The following is a 17,372-nucleotide window of genomic DNA, read 5'->3' as shown; positions in this document are numbered from 1 at the left end:
GGCCGGGAAAGGAGCGTCCTTCCGCTGCCGGTACGATGCCTCTTCCCGCAACAGGATCTCCCCGGTCCCGCGCCCTAGCGGACGGCCTTGCCGATACGGCTCCAGCGCGGGCTGTTGTCCTTGTCGTCCCAGGACCAGTAGATGCGCCAGGCCTTGGCCTGGATGGCACCGCGATCCACAAAGCCCCAGAAGCGGGAGTCCAGCGAATTGTCGCGGTTGTCGCCCATGACAAAGTACTTGTCCGGCGGCACGGTCACGGGCCCGAAGTTGTCGCGGATGGGCTCGATGATGTTGGGCTGCTCGTAGCGGATGTACTTTTCTTCCACGGGCATGCCGTTGCGGTAAAGGCGCTTGTCACGCACGGTGATGACGTCGCCGGGCAGGCCGATGACGCGCTTGATGTAGTCCACCGAGGGATCGTTGGGGTATTCGAAGATGATGATGTCACCGTAGGCGGGATCATCGCCACGGTAGATGTAGCTGTGGGTGAAGGGGATCTTGATGCCGTAGGCGAACTTGCTGGCCAGCAGGTGGTCGCCCACCAGCAGGGTCTCGACCATGGATTCCGAGGGGATCTTGTAGGCCTGGACCACGAAGGTCCTGATGACGAACGCCAGGACCAGCGCCACCAGCAGGGCTTCGCCGTATTCACGGATCAGCGATTTCTTGGAGGATTTCTGCAGCAGAGTACTCATGGATCTTCCTTTTTCGGGATTGCCGCCCAAGCGTGCGGCCCTTGCACTATGCCCCGGCACGGCGCCGAGGGCAAGTACCCGGAGATTATTTGCCGAACTTGTCCACGTAGCCCATGACGAAGACCAGCAGGATGATGCAGGGCAGGCCGTAACGCAGATAATACTTCATGAAGCGCGGGAAGCGCACCCCCTGGCCCTGGTTGACCTCGGCCACGAAGTTGTCCCAGCCCCAGCCGCGCCGCCAGCTGCAGAAAAGCAGGAAGAGCAGGCAGCCGAAGGGCAACAGGTTGTTGCTGAGCAGGAAGTCTTCCAGATCCAGCACGCAGGTGCCGGGGCCCAGAGGCTGGAAGTCGGCCAGCAGGTTGAAGCCCAGCGCACAGGGCAGCGAGGCCAGCCACAGACAGACGAAATGCACGGCGCAGGCCCGGCGACGCGGCATGCCGCTGACGTCCACGCTGTAGGAGATGATGTTCTCGAACACGCCGATGACCGTGGAGAGCGCCGCGCAGCTCATGAACACGAAGAAGAGCGTGCCCCAGAGGATGCCGCCGTCCATGGCGTTGAAGATGTTGGGCAGGGTGATGAAGATCAGGCCCGGGCCGCTGTTGGGCGCCACGCTGAAGGCGAAACAGGCCGGGAAGATGATCAGGCCCGCCATGATGGCCACGAAGGTGTCCAGGCTCATGATCCACAGGGCCTCACCGGTCAGGGAGCGGTCCTTGCTCTGGTAGCTGCCGAAAATGGTCATGTTGCCGATGCCCACCGACAGGGTGAAGAAGGCCTGGGTCATGGCCGCATTGAGCACGGCGTACCAGCCCACGCTCTGCATCTTCTCCACGTCCGGGGCCAGATAGAAGCTCACGCCCGCGCCCGCACCGGGCAGGGTCAGGCTGCGGACCACCAGCAGCACCAGGATGGCCAGCAGGCCCACCATGATGACCTTGACCACGCGCTCCACGCCCTTCTGCACGCCCATGGCGCAGACCAGGCAGCCCACGCCCACCACGATGGTCATGCCCAGCACCTGTTCGAAGGGGCTGGCCAGGGTGCTGCCGAAAAAGGACGCCACGCCCGCGGTGTCCAGACCGGAAAGGTTGCCGGAAAAGCTGTGCCAGCAATAGGCCAGCATCCAGCCGGTGACCGTGGTGTAGAACATGGAGAGCAGGTAGCTGCCCCACAGGGGGATCTTGCTGAAGATGTGCCAGCGCGTGCCCTCGGGCGGCAGGACCTTCAGGGCCCGCCCCATGTTGCTGCGGGACGCACGGCCCACGGCGAATTCCATGATCATCACCGGCAGGACGGCCAGCAGGCAGAGCAGGTAGACGCCCACGAAGACCGCGCCGCCGTAAGCACCGGTGATATAGGGGAAGCGCCAGACGTTCCCCAGCCCGATGGCGCAGCCCGCCGAAAGCAGCAGAAAGCCCAGACGGCTGCCCAGCATCTCTCTGGACTGAGACATGAAACCTCCCTGCCGGCCGCTGGGTCGGCATGTGTCGTTGTGCACGGGAAGAGAGCCGGAGGCCTCTGCCCGGCGCCCTGCCCTTTGCGGTCCGCGCCGCCCCCGGCCGGAGGCGTGCAGCCGTCAGGCTGCTGCGGGGACGCTGCCCGGGTCATCTTCCGGGAGCAGGACATGATGATGCCGTCCCGCGGACGGCCTAAGATCCGTGGATGCGGCCGGAGCTCTCATGCTCCGGGCCGTGCATGACAGGACCGCCCCCCGGAGGCCGCCATGCGGCGCGGGGAACGGTCCCGACAGCGGGAGCGGCCCTTGCGGACCGCCGGGCCCGCCTACTTCCAGAACTTGTCCACGTAGCCCATGACGAACACGAAGATGATCAGACAGGGCAGGACGTAGGTCACATAGCCGCGCAGCCAGCGGGGGAACTTCATGCCCACGCCCTGGTCCACTTCGGCGATGAAGTTGTCCCAGCCCCAGCCGCGGCGCAGGCAGCAGAAGAGCAGGAAGAACAGGCCGCCCAGGGGCAGGATGTTGTTGCTGATGAGGAAGTCTTCCAGATCCAGCACGCAGGTGCCGGCGCCCAGGGGCTGGAAATCGGCCAGCAGGTTGAAGCCCAGGGCGCAGGGCAGCGAGCAGACCCAGATGCCCACGGCATGCAGCCAGGTGGCGCGGCGGCGTTCCATGCCCCACACGTCGGCGCTGTAGGAGATGATGTTCTCGAACACGGCGATGACCGTGGAGAGGGCCGCGAAGCTCATGAATATGAAGAACAGCGTGCCCCACAGCTGGCCGCCGGCCATGACGTTGAAGATGTTGGGCAGGGTCACGAAGACCAGGCCGGGACCGGAGCCGGGCTCCACGCCAAAGGCGAAACAGGCCGGGAAGATGATCAGGCCGGCCATCAGGGCGACGAAGGTATCCAGGCCCATGATCCACATGGCCTCACCGGTCAGGGAACGGTCCTTGCCCTGGTAGCTGCCGAAGATGCACATGGCGCCGATGCCCACGGACAGGGTGAAGAAAGCCTGGTTCATGGCCGCGTTGATGACCGGGAACAGGCCGGTCTTCTCCAGCTTGGAGGGATCGGGCGACAGGTAGAAGGACACGCCCGCCTCGGCGCCGGGCAGGGTCAGGGAGCGGATGACCAGGGCCATGAGGATGAAGAGCAGGCCCAGCATCATCAGCTTGACCACGCGCTCCACGCCCTTCTGCACGCCCATGGCGCACACGCCGCAGCCCATGAGCACCACCAGGGTCATGCCCACCACCTGGGCCACGGGGTCGCCCAGGGTGGCGCCGAAGAACTTGCCCACACCGGCGGCATCCAGGCCGCTCAGGGCGCCGCTGGCCATGTACCAGCAGTAATAGAGCATCCAGCCCGTGACCGTGGTGTAGAACATCATCAGCAGGTAGCTGCCGATAAGGGCCACCTTGCCGCCCCAGTGCCACTTGCTGCCCTTGGGCTCAAGGATGTGGAAGGCCAGGCCCATATTGCGGCGGGCGGCACGGCCCACGGCGAATTCCATGATCATGGTAGGCACCACAGCGAACAGGCAGAGCAGATAGATACCCACGAAGATGGCGCCACCATACGCGCCGGTGATGTAGGGGAAACGCCAGACGTTCCCGAGGCCGATGGCGCAGCCCGCCGAAAGCAGCAAGAAGCCCAGACGGCTTCCCAGCATCTCACGCTGTGTGTTACCAGACATAATTCCGCCTTGATCCTTTGAGAGTTGATATGGTCCAGCCCTGCTAGCCGCGCAACGCAAAGTTGGCGGCAAAGCAGATGGCAACAATGTACATGATGGGGCTCACCTCGCGCCAGCGCCCGGTCAGGACGCGCAGCACCACGAAGCTGATGAAACCGAAGCCGAAGCCCGTAGCGATATTGAAGGTCAGGGGCATGGCGATGATGGTCAGGAAGGCCGGGATGGCCACGCTCAGATCGCGGAACTTGATCTGCACCACTTCCTGCATCATCAGGGCGCCCACCAGCACCAGCACGGGGGCCGTGGCATAAGCGGGCACCATGGCCACCAGCGGCGTGAAGAACAGGGCCAGCAGGAACAGGCCCGCGATGGTCACGGCCGTCAGGCCGGTACGGCCGCCTTCGGCCACACCGGCGGCGCATTCCAGATAGGACGTGGCCGTGGTGGCGCCCAGCACGGCGCTGCACATGGTACCGATGGAGTCGGTCACCAGGGCCCTGTCCAGATGGCGGATGTGGCCATCCTCATCCATGAAGCCGGCCTTGCGCGCCAGGCCGATGAGCACGCCCATGTTGTCGAACAGGTCCACCATGGTCAGGGTGAAGATGATGGAGATCAGGCCGTGATGCAGAGCGCCCTTGAGGTCCATCTGCATGAAGGTCTCGGTGGGCAGGGGCAGGCTGAAGCCGGAAAAGGCCTGCTCCGGCATGGCGGTCACGCCGCAGAACACACCGGCCACGGTGACGGTCAGGATGCCGATGATCATGGAGCCGGGCACCCGCAGGCACATGAGCATGGCCATCAGGGCCAGGCCGCCCAGGGCCAGCAGGGCTTCGGGCTTGGTCAGGGGCCCCAGGGTGACGAAGGTGGAGGGGTCCGCCACCACGATGCCGCAGTTCTTGAGGCCGATGAAGGCGATGAAGGCCCCGATGCCGACCACAATGGCGTATTTCAGGTCCATGGGCACGGCGTCGATGATCATTTGCCGCACGCGGGTCACGGTCAGCAGCATGAAGAACACGCCGGAGATGAAGACGGCGCCCAGGCCCGTCTGCCAGCTGTAGCCGGCCGGGCCACAGACGTAATAGGCAAAAAAGGCCGTGATCCCCAGACCGGGCGCCACGCCCACGGGGAAGCGCGCCCACAGGCCCATGAGCAGGGTGATGGCGATGGTCACCCAGATGACGGCGGCCACGGCGCTCTCGCGCGGCATGCCCGCATCGGCCAGCATGGAAGGCACCACGAAGATCAGGTAGCACATGGCCATGAAGCTTGTCAGACCGGCACGCAATTCCTGCCGGACCGATGTCCCGTTGGCCTTGAGGTCAAAAATCTTTTCCAGCATACATCCTCCTTTCGGGCCGGAGCGGCGCCGCCGTGGGAGTGCGGGCCCCGGCGCACCGGCAAAAAAGACAGGCCCCCAGGGGCCGGTCCCCGGGCATGCGCCCGACCGGCCGGGGCCATACTTCCCTGGCCTGCGGCAGCGCGGCATCCGGCTGCGCTCCGCAACAGTGGTGCGAAGCGTTCTTATACCCGGCAAGGCCCGCTCTGCCAAGTGCGCCGCCAAAGCAAAAAAGGCGCGGCACCCCCTCAGGGATGCCGCGCCGGCAAAAACGTTCCTCAGGCGGCCGGGCCGGTGCTGCCCTGCTCCGGGCCGCTCCAGACACCTTCGGTGACCACATGGCGGCCCCGCGCCCAGACATGGCGCGGCCAGCCCTGCACCTCAAGGCCTTCATAGGGCGTATAGTCGCCCTGATGCAGGCCGCGGACGCTCAGCTCCCGGCAGCAGACAGGATCCAGCACCACCACGTCGGCGTCGAAACCGGCTTCCAGACGGCCCTTGCGTTCGCCCAGGCCCAGCAGGGCGGCAGGCGTGGTGCAGGCCACCTCCACGAAGCGCGGCAGGGTCAGGCGGCTTTTGCGCACGCCTTCCGAGAACAGCAGGGGCAGGCGCGTCTCCACGCCGGGCATGCCCTGCGGGCAGGCAAAGACCGATTCCCGGCCGGTGGCCCACTTGCGGGCATAGCTGACCTCGTCATGGGCGGAGACCACATGATCCAGCAGGCCGCGGGCAAGGGCTTCCCACAGCAGGCGCCCGTCACGCGGGGCCCGCAGGGGCGGCATGCAGACATACTTCAGGCCCTCGGCCGCCCCCTCGCCATAGCTGGCGGCATCCAGCAGCAGATAGCGCGGCGCCGTGCAGGCATGGATACGGCCGCAATCATGCCCGCCGGAAAGCGCCGTCAGGGCGCGTGCCGACGAGACCGGGCCCAGACACAGCGGGCTTTCCGCCGCATGGGCCAGGGTCAGCGCCAGACGCACGGCCGTTTCTTCGGCATAGGCCGGGAAGACCTGCGGCCAGATCTGCATGTCCCGCTGCCCTTCGGCTTCCAGACGGGCACGCATGCCCCTGACCACGGGCTCCAAACCGCAGGCCGCCAGAGGCAGCATGCCCTGGCTCTTGAGACCGCGCAGGCGCGTGCAGGCGTCGGCAGCCGTCAGCAGCGACGCGGGAAAGGCCGCGCAGGCCGCCGCATCCGGCAGTTCACCGGCGGCATCGGCGTGCACGACCACATCCAGGGGCAGGCCGTCCGTGACCGGCGTGGAGCCGTCGCACGGCGGCAGCACGCCCAGGCTGGTGGTACCGCCCAGAAGCGCGGCCCGGGCCAGGCCGCCCAGCCCCGCACCGGCGGGACGCACCTGGGCGTCCACCCCACCGGGCAGCACATAGCAGTCCGTGGCGTCCACCACGCAGGCGCCGGAAGCGGAAAGGCCTTCGCCCACTTCCACGATACGCTCGTCCTCCAACAAGACATCGGCCCTGCACACGCCGTCATGGCGCACCACAAGACCACCCTGTACCAGAGTACGCATGATCCCGACCTCGCTGTTACAGGCCGCGTCCCATGGAGACGCCGCCGATCATCTGTCCCTTGGCCTTGACCTCCGTGCCGCAGCCGCTCAGGCAGGCCGCCAGCATCACCGCCGCCAGCAGGAGCAGCGGCAGGAAAAGGCGCCCCCTGCGCACGGGCCTCATGACGGACGCTCCTGCGTGACCTTGGCCCCGGCAGGCACGTCGTCGGTGATCCAGACGTTACCGCCGATGACCGCGCCCCGGCCCACGGTGACGCGGCCCAGGATGGTGGCGCCCGCGTAGACCGTCACCTTGTCTTCCAGGATGGGATGGCGCGGGATGCCCTTGGTCAGGGTCCCGTCGGCATTCTTGGGGAAGGAGAGCGCCCCCAGGGTCACGCCCTGGTAAAGACGGCAGCTGTTGCCGATGATGCAGGTCTCGCCGATGACCACGCCCGTGCCGTGGTCGATGAAAAAGTCGTTGCCGATGGTGGCCCCGGGATGGATGTCGATGCCCGTACGGGAGTGGGCCATCTCGGAGATGATGCGCGGGATCAGCGGCACCTTGAGGCTGTACAGCTCATGGGCGATGCGGTGATGCACCATGGTGTACATGGAGGGATAGCAGAAGATGGTCTCGCCGGGGCTGGTGGCCGCGGGGTCGCCCTCGTAGCCCGCCTGGGCATCCCCGGCCAGCTTGTGGCGGATGTCCGGCAGTTTGTCCATGAAGGCCAGCGCCAGCTCGCGGCTGTTGCGCTCACAGTTCTGGCAGCCTTCGCCCTCGCCCTTGCAGGAGAAGGAGATGCCGCGCTGGATCTGCTCGGCCAGCAGACGGTAGACGCTGTCCAGATTGGCGGCCAGATGATGGCGCATGGATTCCCGCCAGACGCGCGCGGCCCCGAAATAGCCGGGGAACAGGGCGGCCCGCAGGCGATCCATGATCTCGTTCAGCCTGTCCAGGGAAGGCATGGCCATGCCGCGGGCCGAACAATGCCAGACCTTGTCCAGGGATTCGGGATGGCAAAGACGGTCGACCACGGAATCCAGCCGCTCCATGGCGGCGGAAGAAGTATTGTCCTGAAGAATGCTCATAGTCACCTGCGTTGCATTTTTTCGCGCATTGTACACGGCAGCCGCCCGCAAGGCAAAGGAAAACGGGCACCTGCCCGCGACCGCGTCCGGCGTTGACAAATCCGCCTGCTGGGCTAGGTTCAGGACGCAGGCCCCTGCCGCCCGCGCAAAAACGGCCCGGCCCGCACAGCACATCCACAAGGGCATGAACGGCTCTTCCCCGGCCTGCCCGGCCCCTTTTCCGCCGGGCATCCTGCGGGCAAGGAACGCCTGCCCCGCCGCACACCTTTCCCTACAAGGAGCCCCGTCATGAAAGTCCTCGCCACCCCGCGATCCTTCGGCAAGAACAATCCCGAACTCTTCGACATCCTCCGCAATGCGGGGCTGGACGTCGTGCGCAACGATACCGGCGGCATCCTCTCCGCCGACCGGATGTGCGAAAAGCTGGCCGACTGCGACGGCCTGATCGTGGGCGTGGACCCCGTCGATGCCACGGTGCTGGCCGCCGCGCCCCGTCTGCGGGCCATCGCCAAGTACGGCGTGGGCCTGGACAATATCGACCTTGCCGCTTGCGAGGCCCGCGGCATCAAGGTCTCCCGCACCGTGGGCGCCAACAGCGAGGCCGTGGCCGACTACGCCCTGGCCCTCATGCTGGGCGTGGCCCGCAAGGTGGCCCTCATCGACCGCCGCTGCCGTGAACGGGACTGGAGCAAGATCACCGGCATCGACCTGTACGGCAAGACCGTGGGCATCATCGGCCTGGGCGCCATCGGCAAGCGGGTGGCCCGCCGCTGCGGCGCGGGCTTCGGCATGAAGGTGCTGGGCCACGACATCGTCTGGGACGACGCCTGGGCCAGCGAGAACCATGTGGAGCGCGCCGATCTGGAACGCATCTTCCGCGAAGCCGACTTCATCAGCCTGCACACCAGCCTCGACGACAGCACCCGCCACCTGGTGGATGCCCCGCGTCTGGCCCTCATGAAGCCCACCGCCATTCTCATCAACACCGCCCGCGGCGAGCTGGTGGACGGCCCCGCCCTGCTGGAGGCCCTGGAGCAGAAACGCATCTACGGCGCCGGTCTGGACGTCTTCGAACAGGAACCGCCGCAGGATGCCCGCTGGTACGCCCTGGACAATCTGGTCATGGGCTCCCACTGCTCGTCCTCCACCAGCGGCGCCGTGGCCACCATGGGCCATATGGCCGTCAGCAACCTGCTCCGCGATCTTGGCTTGAAATAGGCCATAACTTTTTGTGGGATGATGACGAGAGGGGGAGGGGCGTTTTTTGGTAAAAACTGCCCCTCCCCCTCTCGTGCTCTCCCCCACCCCGAAAAAACTTTTGCTCTGACCGGTATGGCCGGTCCCCGTCGCTGACCGGACGGCCGCTGACAGATCGCGCTCCGGGCACATGGAGCACAAGGCATATGGTGTGCCAGCCATCATCCGTCCGGCATCAGGGGAATCCGCTTTCCAGCAAAGACTTGCGGATAGGGCCCCGCTACTGCCCAAAAATCGAAGCCATCACAAAGTTGAAAATTTCCCGTGTCGCGCCGTGGCGCTCAACAGCCTAAGGCCCGCAACAAAAAGGTCGGGAGCAGGAAATGCTCCTGTTCCCGGCCTTTCATCGCTTTCCCGTGCCGCAAACCTCTCCCGCACGAACAACGGCGGAGACCGACAGCCTGCGGCAGGCCGACAATGTCCCCTGCCCTGCCATCCTCCCTGATAAAAGTTTTTGGAAAGGATAGGGGGAGTTTGAGGGGGGAAGGGAGAACCTTTTTCCAAAAAGGTTTCCCTTCCCCCCCTCATTCACATCTTGTCCGCGGGCCTAGAACTCATAACGTACCAGGGCCGTGCCGCTGACGCCCTGCCGCACGCCGGTGTGCCCCTGGACGCCGAAGTCCAGGCTCAGGCCGGAACCTTCCACGGGCGTGAGGGTCAGACCGGCTTCCAGCAGACCGCTGTCGCCCTTCAGGCTGGGCGCGGGGGCCTCAAGGCCGTAGGTGGTGGCGCGGGCCTTGCCGTTGAACTCGTGTTCCCAGGCCGCCCCGGCATAGCCGGTCACCTGTCGGCAGAATTCATGGCCCAGCCGCGCTCCCAGACGCAGGCGCTGCGAATCCACGCCGTCGAACGATCAGGGGTCGTCCACGATATGGGTGGACTGGCCTTCGGTATGGGTCCAGAAGTATTTGCCGTAGACATCCAGAGTCAGACTTTCGGTCAGCTCCCACACATAGCCCAGTCCGGCGTGCAGGCCGTAGTACGGCGTAGAAAGGTCATACTCGGCCTTACGACCACTGACGGCATCATGCAGGTCATCGCTCTGCCACTGGCTGTTGAGGCGGCCGTAACGGAAGGAACCTTCCAGATACAGGCCCTTGAGCAGGTCTTCCTTCAGGTCCAGACGGGCCAGCAGACCGCCGCCGTAGTAGCTGCTCCGGCCATCGCCGTCCACGGAAGGACCGCTGGAGAAACTGTTGTGTGTGTCCATACGGGCAAAGCCCGCTTCGAAGAAGACGCCCGCCAGGATGCCCATCATGGACGTCTCCACCCGCTTGGCAAAGCCGGTCATGAAGGCAACGCCACTCAGATCGACATGCGAGCCGGTCTGATAGCGCGAACGCGTGCCGGTGACGGCGGCAAAGGGGGCGATGCCCCAGGCCGAGCCTTCTCCCCTGGCGACGGCGGCAGAGCGGGCCTGGTCGATGCCCTGCCCGGCCACGAGGTCGGCGCCGATGTTGCCCAGGGCCACGTTGGCCAGCACGCCTTCCAGCGGTGCCTTGGCCTGCGGCGCCAGACGGGCCCCCGTATCGCCGGACGGCCCGCCCTCCCGGCCGCGGGGCTGCACGCTATCGGTCACGGTGGCCATCAACGAGGTATCCGTGGTCTTCAGATCGAAGTCATAGACCACGAAGACCCCTGCTGTCCGCTAAGGCGCTGCTGGGTCATGCCTTCGGCCTTCAGGCCATGCTCATTGGCCAGCAGGGTGACGCTGTCCCCTTTGCGGAGCAGAGGCTTGCCCCCGGCCACGGCAACACCCACAGAACTGTTGCTGATGTCCGTGCCCTTGGCATCCGTGAGGGTCAGGACGGTCGTGCCGGCAGTGGTCTTTTCCGGCAGGATGAAGCGGTAATTGGCAAAGTTGCCCACGTTGACGGCCTTCAGGCCCGAAGTCCGGATCTCCAGAGTATTGCCGGTGCGCATGTCCCCGTGGCCGTTCCCCGTGGCGCCGCCGTACAGGCGGGTGCCGCCCAGGTCGGGAGCCCCTTCGAGGATGACGGTATTGCCGGTGGCACTGCCCGTGCCCGTCCAGACGAAACCGCCGCAGACCTCGTTGCCGGGCGTACCGCCGCTGATGAGGACCGTGTTGCCGTTGGCATCGCCCTGGTCCGTGTAACCGCCGTACAGGCCTTCATCGGCGCCGCTGATGCTGCCGCCGCCGAACAGTACGGTATTGCCGTTTACCGAACCGGCGCCGCTTTCCACGTAACCGCCCATGACGCTGCGCAGGTTCCCGCCCTCGATGATGACGGTATTGTTGTCGGCACTGCCCGTGTTGCTGTAACCGCCGTGGACGAAGCCCTCGTCACTCTCGGTACCGATGGTTTCGCCCGTGACCCGGACAGTATTATTGCGGGCCGCCGCGCTGCGGCTCTCGCCGCCCATGACATTCATGCGGACCGTACCGCCGCTGACCGTCACCTCATTGCCGACGGCATCTCCCCGGGCACTGTAGCCACCGACCAGGAACTCTGCAGTGGCTGTCCCGCCGAAGCTGATTTTGCTGCCCTCCGCCGTCCGGGAGCTGTTGTCTGCGATAAAGCTGCCATAGGCACTGCCGGCTATGGTGCCGCCATCGATGAGCAGCTCGTTGGCAGAAGCGCCGCCGCGATCGGTGTGACCGGCATAGACGTGTTTGCCCACTTCGCCGCCGTGTATCTCTATCTTGTTGCCGGAAGCGAGGCCGGTCAGGGAATCTCCGCCGGTCAGGGACTCCCTGACGGTACCGCTGCTCATGACGAGACTGTTCCCGCGGGCGTCGGCTCCGCCGCTCCAGCCTGCGGTCAACTTGGTCACGGCACTGGTACTGCCGGAGAATTCCACCCGGTTGTCCGAGGCCTCGCCGGTCCCGGTCCGGACGTAGCCGCCGTAGGCTTCTGTTCCCAGCTCTCCGCCGGTGACGGTCAGGGTATTGTCCCGCGCGTTGCCTTCATGGCTGAAACCGGCACTGACGAAATGGTCAGCGCTCGTGCGGCTGATGCTGCCGCCGCTGATGGTGAGCCCGTTGCCCGTGCTGTCGCCTTTTACCGCATACCCGGCAGACACCTCGGTGTGGGAGCCCTCGATGTAGCCGTTGCGGATCTCCAGCGTATTGTCACGCGCGTTACCGGCCTCACTGAAGCCTGCGTAGATGCGGCCACCGGCCCAGACACCGCCGATACGGCCATTTTCCACGCTCACCCTGTTGCCGGATGCCTGCCCGTTTTCCGTAAGGCCGCCGTAGATATTGGCAGCCCGGGATCTCTCGCCCCGCATCTCGACCTTGTTGTCCGTCACATCGCCCTTGCCGTCAGCATGGCCACCGTAAAACGACTTGGCGTCCAGATCCCCTGCCTGGTTGGAGATGATGACATGCCCCTTGTCCGCCGTGTACGGACCGGAAGCGCCATCCGTGGTGCCCGTGTAATGGCTGCCCTCAGGATATCCGGGGCGGCCGACCTTGCCGCCGCTGTCGGCCGGCGAAACGGCGGGAGCCAGCAGGACAGCCCCCAACAGCAGCCCTGCCAGTGCGTTTCGCAACCGGCATTTGCCCAGGATCAGACGGTAGCGGCGCAGCAGCATGCTCAGTGCACCTTGGGTCTCTTTCATGTTTCCTCCTTTTTTGAGCCGCCCCACTGCTCCCTATCATCATGGTATTATAGAAAATGAATTTCGTTTTTGTTTAGATAAAATTATATATTTTTATCAACTTTATTTTCTAATATTTCATAATATTACAAATAGTTGCGAGTGCAATAATCTTGATGGACAAGGGTAAATGGGCAAAATCTACCGACAGGACATATCTTTTCTGCCTTCCAGACAGCAAAAAGCGCGAGGGAGAGGGGCCTTTCGGGGTCCCCCCCTCCGCTCGCGTGCTCTCCCCAGCCCGAAAAAACTTTTGCTCTGACCGGACGGAGACGATGACGTATCACTGCCCCAGGCAAATGAAGCACAAGGCATATGGTGCGCAGCCAGCGTCCGTCCGGCATCAGGGGAATCCGTTTTCCATCAAAGACTCACGGACACGCCCCCGTCTGCCGACCAAGAATCGAAACCATCTCCAAGGCTCATGGTTTCCCGCCTCGCATCGTGGCGCGCGACAGCCTGAAGCCCGCAGAAAAAAAGACCGGGAGCAGGAAATCCTCCTGTGCCCGGTCTTGCATCCGTCTCCCGTGCCGCAACCTCTCCCGCACGAACAACGGAGGGGACCGTCAGCCAGCGAAAAGCCATCAATGTCCCCTGCCCTGTCATCCTCCCCAATAAAAGTTTTTGGAAAGGATGGGGGGAGCTTGAGGGGGGAAGGGAAACCTTTTTCCAAAAAGGTTTCCCTTCCCCCCTCATCCCAAAACTTCCACCAGCCCTACCAGATCTTCTCGAAACGCTTGGAGCAGCCCGCACAGGGCAGGTCGGGCCAGGGCCCTGCCAGAGCGGCGCGGAAATCCCTGAAGCCCCTGGTGCGCCACAGCTCGGCCAGCTCCCCGGCGGGGCGGCCGTATTCGGCGCGGGCGAAGATACGCCGCTTGGGGTCATCCTCGCTGGTGGGCAGGTTGACGTACACACAGGGCGAAAGATTGCCCTGCGTGTCCACATAGATGGTGCGGTCCACGTTTTCCCGGCAGCCGTTGCGCACGCGGCCCACGGCCTCGGGATCAGGCAGGGCGTACCACAGCTCCCGGCCGCTCTGGCGCACCCGGGCCGCCACAGGCGCCAGCACGGCGGACGCTGCGGCCACCTTGTCCGCCTCTTCGGGGCTGTAGGCCTCCACGGCCAGCTCCGGCGAAGCGATGTAATCCATGGTGCTGACCACCGCACAGTGCACGTCCAGCTCTTCCATGAGTTCGGGCAGACGCTTCACGGCTTCCAGCTGCGAAGGCAGGAGCAGATAGGCCAGATGCACTTCCAGATGGACGCCCTGCTTTTTGCGGTGCACCTCCTGCAGGCAGCGGATGGCCTCGCAGACCCGGCTGAAAGGGATGCCCTGGCGGCTGGCGTTGCTGGCCTCGTCGGTACCGGCCAGGGAAAAGGCCACCACGTCCATGCCGCTGTCCACGATGGCGGCGGCCAGGGACTCGTCCATGTGCTGGCCGCAGGTGGTGGTGGACACGGCACAGCCCGCCCGCCGGGCCACGCTGACGAAATCCATGAAGCGGGGATGCAGGAAGGGCTCGCCCCAGCCCTGCAGATGGACGCGGCCGCACTGGCGCATGAGCGGCCAAAGGGCGGCGAAGGTCTCGGCGCTCATGAGGCGCGACTGCCAAACGTCTTTTTTGGTGGTGTGCGGGCAGTAGGTGCAGCGGCAGGCGCAAACGGACGAGACCTCCACCTGCATGCAAAGCAGGGGCGTGGGCCGCCCGGTGAAGGCCTCGCGCAGCCACTGGCGCAGTCCCGGCCCGGGCAGGGCCTTGGGGCTCAGGGGATCGGGCGTGCTCATGCGGCCTCCTCTCCGCCCAGCAGGCGGCGCAGGCGGGCAAACCAGCCGCCGCCCGAGGTGGTGGCGCGGGTGCTCCAGCCGGTCTCCAGACAAGGCAGCGCCGGACGGGCATGCCACTTGCGCTTGAAGAAGCGGATGCCGGGATCGATGCCCAGCCCCAGACAGAAACGCATATGCCCGCGGGCCTCGGCCTCGCTGACCAGCCCGGCCAGCAGGGCGTCGGCGCAGCCGGGCACGGCCCCCTGCCGCCGGAAGGCGAACATGTAGAAAGCCGTGGTCAGGGAGGCGTAATCACCCACGGCAAAGGCCTGAAGGCTGTTGTCCTCCCGGTGGCGGGCGGCCCAGAGCTGCACGTCGGGATGGGAGCCCACATAGCTTTCCAGATGACTGAAGATGTGCACCGTGCCGGGTTCGAAAGGCTTGCGGCGCAAAAAGTCCTGCACCAGCGCGGCGTGATCCGGCTGCCAGGCCTCGCGCACTACCTCTACCTCGCGCAGGGCGCGGCGCTCCATGTTGCGCAGCTTCTGCCACGGCAGGGAGCCGTCCTCGCGCAGCAGGGGCAGCTCAAGATCCCAGTAGGCATCCGGCGTGCCCGTGCCGGCATCCTGCGGGGCACGCGTGGGGCGCACCGGGGCCAGGACGGTGATCTGGCGCACCTCCGGCAGGGCAAGGGCCGCATCCACAGCGGCATCCACACGCAGCTGCACGCCCTCCGCCGTGGCGGCCTCGGCGCTCTGGCGCACGCTCACGGCCTCCAGACGGGCGGCGGCATCCGTGGCCTCCTTCACTCTGGCGGCGGCCGCTTCCAGATCCGGCCCTCCGGCAAAGGTCTCCAGCATGGCCGCGTCGTAGGCCACCAGCACCAGATGCCCTTCCAGAAGATAGGCGGGAAAACCGGCGCAGGCCAGCGGCCGGGAACCGGCCACGGCCGTCACATAGTGCAGCAGCTGTTCCGGGACCACGGCCTCGGCCGTGAAATGCTGCAATCCCTGTGAAAACATGATGGTCTCCTTGTGGCGGAGCGCCCGGGCCACGCCTGTCCCCAACGGGATACGGACCGGCGGGACGCCCCCGGCTGTCAGCGATCCCCGTCAGCGGGGATGCGGTAAAGATCGTCCTCGCCGCGCAGGCGGGCGCGCATCCTGTGGATCCAGGTGGGCCGCACCTGCCGCACGGTGAAACCGTCCTCGGTGAGCATGCGGCGCAGGCGCAGCATGTGGGCCGCGCCCACGAAGACCGCGACCCCGCCCTTTTCGATGAAGGGCCGCATGCGCTCGCGGAAGCGCTGGTCACGGAAGTCGATGACCTGCTGCGTGCGCGTGGGGAATTCCGTGCTGGTGCCCATCATGGGTTCCAGCTCGCCACGCAAGTAGTGGTAGATATTGCGCTTCATGTAGGAGCGCCACTGGCCGCAGTGGCGGAAGAAATCCAGCACGCGCGGCACGGGCACCACTTCCAGGGAATGGAGCTGCTCTTCCATGGTCTCCATGCCCAGCACGGTCTTGCCCATGTCGCGGGCCAGATGCCAGGCTTCCAGATCCACGGAATCGCGCCAGCCCTGCCGCTCCAGAAAGGCCGTCCAGAGGGAGAAGAAGGCGTACCAGTGCCGGGTGGTATGCAGGCGCTCCCGCACGTCCGGCGCGTCCTCCCACTCCATGTTCAGAAAACGCACCACCGGCCCGCGCACGCCGCAGACCACGCGCTCCAGCCGCCGGATCTCGGCCTCGGTCATCAGGGCGTCCAGCGGCACGGCCCCGGGATCGGGGGATTTGCCGCAGGCCTCCACCTGCGCCAGACTTTCGGCATCCAGCGGGCCTTCAAAGATGACGGTATCCACCTTGCGGAACAGGCGGCGGAACGAGTCGGCAAAGGAATAGCAGAAGAAATGCGCCGTGCCGCAGATCCAGGAGCGGCGGCCCTGCTTCTCCAGCTCCCAGAGCATGGCAAAGGGGCGCTGGTCGGGCAGCCTGTCCAGTATCTGGCGCTTGGAAAGGCCCTCGTCACTGCGCTCCACCAGAGCCTGCATGAGCTCGTCCAGCACCACCTTATGCACGTCCGCACGCGGCCGCTCCTGCCACTGGGCCATGACGTAGGGAAGCTGCGGCGCTCCGCCCCACTTGCGCTTGAAGCGGGTGATGCCCTCGTTGACGCCCAGGCCCAGCTGGACGAAATCACAGCCCGCCGCACGGGCCTTTTCCAGCATGACGGCAAAGAGCGCGTCCCCGGCATGGGGCACGGGATGGCTGCGCGAACGGGCGCCCACGATATAGCTGACGAAGGCGGGCGTGCTGTAATCCAGCACCAGACAGGCCACCAGCCGGTCGCCGCCCCAGGCGTTGAGCAGGCGCACGTCGGCGCCTTCGGCGGCCAGCATCTGCGGCGTGCGGGCAAAGAGCTCGCGCACGTTGGCCCGCAGCACGGCCCGGCCCATGAACTCGGCCCACAGGCGGCGATGCTGCGGACCGAACTCCCGCGTCTCGTCGATGCGCAGACGTTCCCGGGCCTTGCGCACGGGCGAACGCAGACGCGGCGGCACGGGCGCATCGGCCGGAAGGGTATAGAATTCGTCCCGCTCCAGCACATTGTCCGCCAGACGCGGCGGCAGGTCGGGCCCCACGGCAAAGCAGGCCGTGGCCCCGGTCTCGTGCAGGGCCCCGGCCAAGGCGGCCTCGAAACGCTGGTGGCTGTACTCGCCGCCATCCCGCAAGGGGTAGGCGATGGCCATGAGCCAGTCTTCGGCGGCGTAAAAGACGAAGTTATCCACCATCAGCACCCGGCCCCCGGAAACGGCCTGCATGAAGGGCGCGGAATGCTCGGGGACCACGGCGCGGGCAAGGATGTCGGTGACGGGATTCATGACGCGGCCTCACTGCTGGAGTGCGGAAAGGATGCTC

The 17,372-nt window shown here is 65.7% G+C and carries 14 protein-coding genes; 1 reads left to right on the top strand and 13 read right to left on the bottom strand.

Annotation, left to right across the window (positions count from 1 at the left end):
* Window positions 1-74: 74 nt before the first annotated feature.
* The 7 genes from lepB to epsC form a co-directional block, all read right to left on the bottom strand.
* Window positions 75-695, bottom strand: coding sequence for a signal peptidase I (lepB, locus tag Q4I12_RS05745; RefSeq protein ID WP_168936401.1), 621 nt, complete (start codon window positions 693-695; stop codon window positions 75-77).
* 85 nt (window positions 696-780) lie between these two features.
* Window positions 781-2,154 carry a sodium-dependent transporter gene (locus Q4I12_RS05740; protein ID WP_168936400.1) on the bottom strand — a complete coding sequence of 458 codons (1,374 nt, stop codon included), beginning with the start codon at window positions 2,152-2,154 and terminating at the stop codon, window positions 781-783.
* A gap of 329 nt (window positions 2,155-2,483) precedes the next feature.
* A complete protein-coding gene (locus Q4I12_RS05735) occupies window positions 2,484-3,863 on the bottom strand; it encodes a sodium-dependent transporter (RefSeq protein WP_239463950.1) in 1,380 nt (459 codons plus the stop codon).
* Window positions 3,864-3,906: 43 nt separating this feature from the next.
* Window positions 3,907-5,208, bottom strand: coding sequence for an NCS2 family permease (locus Q4I12_RS05730; protein ID WP_302260978.1), 1,302 nt, complete (start codon window positions 5,206-5,208; stop codon window positions 3,907-3,909).
* Between the two features lie 275 nt (window positions 5,209-5,483).
* The gene (locus tag Q4I12_RS05725; RefSeq protein ID WP_302260976.1) at window positions 5,484-6,737 is read right to left on the bottom strand and encodes an amidohydrolase family protein; all 1,254 of its coding nucleotides are present in this window, start codon (window positions 6,735-6,737) and stop codon (window positions 5,484-5,486) included.
* A 16-nt stretch (window positions 6,738-6,753) separates the two neighbouring features.
* Window positions 6,754-6,900 carry a hypothetical protein gene (locus Q4I12_RS05720; protein ID WP_204675233.1) on the bottom strand — a complete coding sequence of 49 codons (147 nt, stop codon included), beginning with the start codon at window positions 6,898-6,900 and terminating at the stop codon, window positions 6,754-6,756.
* Window positions 6,897-7,808 (bottom strand): serine O-acetyltransferase EpsC, encoded by a 912-nt coding sequence (gene epsC, locus Q4I12_RS05715; RefSeq protein ID WP_040369750.1) that lies wholly within the window; start codon window positions 7,806-7,808, stop codon window positions 6,897-6,899. Before epsC ends, Q4I12_RS05720 begins: the two co-directional genes overlap by 4 nt.
* A 288-nt stretch (window positions 7,809-8,096) precedes the next feature.
* Between epsC and Q4I12_RS05710 the strand changes: the two genes are divergently transcribed.
* The gene (locus Q4I12_RS05710; RefSeq protein ID WP_302260973.1) at window positions 8,097-9,026 is read left to right on the top strand and encodes a phosphoglycerate dehydrogenase; all 930 of its coding nucleotides are present in this window, start codon (window positions 8,097-8,099) and stop codon (window positions 9,024-9,026) included.
* Between the two features lie 586 nt (window positions 9,027-9,612).
* On the opposite strand, the gene Q4I12_RS05705 is transcribed toward Q4I12_RS05710, so the two are convergent.
* From Q4I12_RS05705 to Q4I12_RS05680, 6 genes are all read right to left on the bottom strand, one after another.
* Entirely contained in the window at window positions 9,613-9,906 is a 294-nt protein-coding gene (locus Q4I12_RS05705) for an autotransporter domain-containing protein (RefSeq protein ID WP_302260972.1), read from the bottom strand.
* A 12-nt stretch (window positions 9,907-9,918) separates the two neighbouring features.
* Window positions 9,919-10,695, bottom strand: a complete 777-nt coding sequence (locus Q4I12_RS05700) for an autotransporter outer membrane beta-barrel domain-containing protein (protein WP_302260970.1) — start codon at window positions 10,693-10,695, stop codon at window positions 9,919-9,921.
* Complete coding sequence (locus Q4I12_RS05695) at window positions 10,674-12,653, bottom strand: hypothetical protein (protein WP_302260969.1); 1,980 nt, start codon at window positions 12,651-12,653, stop codon at window positions 10,674-10,676. The genes Q4I12_RS05700 and Q4I12_RS05695 overlap by 22 nt, the downstream gene beginning before the upstream one ends.
* Before the next feature lie 754 nt (window positions 12,654-13,407).
* A complete protein-coding gene (locus Q4I12_RS05690) occupies window positions 13,408-14,478 on the bottom strand; it encodes a radical SAM protein (RefSeq protein WP_302260967.1) in 1,071 nt (356 codons plus the stop codon).
* On the bottom strand, window positions 14,475-15,479 hold the full coding sequence (locus Q4I12_RS05685; RefSeq protein WP_300644669.1) for a hypothetical protein: 1,005 nt from the start codon (window positions 15,477-15,479) through the stop codon (window positions 14,475-14,477). Before Q4I12_RS05685 ends, Q4I12_RS05690 begins: the two co-directional genes overlap by 4 nt.
* 77 nt (window positions 15,480-15,556) lie before the next feature.
* Window positions 15,557-17,335 (bottom strand): TraB/GumN family protein, encoded by a 1,779-nt coding sequence (locus tag Q4I12_RS05680; protein WP_302260964.1) that lies wholly within the window; start codon window positions 17,333-17,335, stop codon window positions 15,557-15,559.
* Window positions 17,336-17,372 lie beyond the last annotated feature (37 nt).

The sequence above is a fragment of the Desulfovibrio piger genome, assembly GCF_951793255.1.
In the GTDB taxonomy this organism is placed as follows: domain Bacteria; phylum Desulfobacterota; class Desulfovibrionia; order Desulfovibrionales; family Desulfovibrionaceae; genus Desulfovibrio.
The sequence above is the reverse complement of the archived record's forward strand: the minus strand, read 5'-3'. Positions and strand labels throughout refer to the sequence as shown.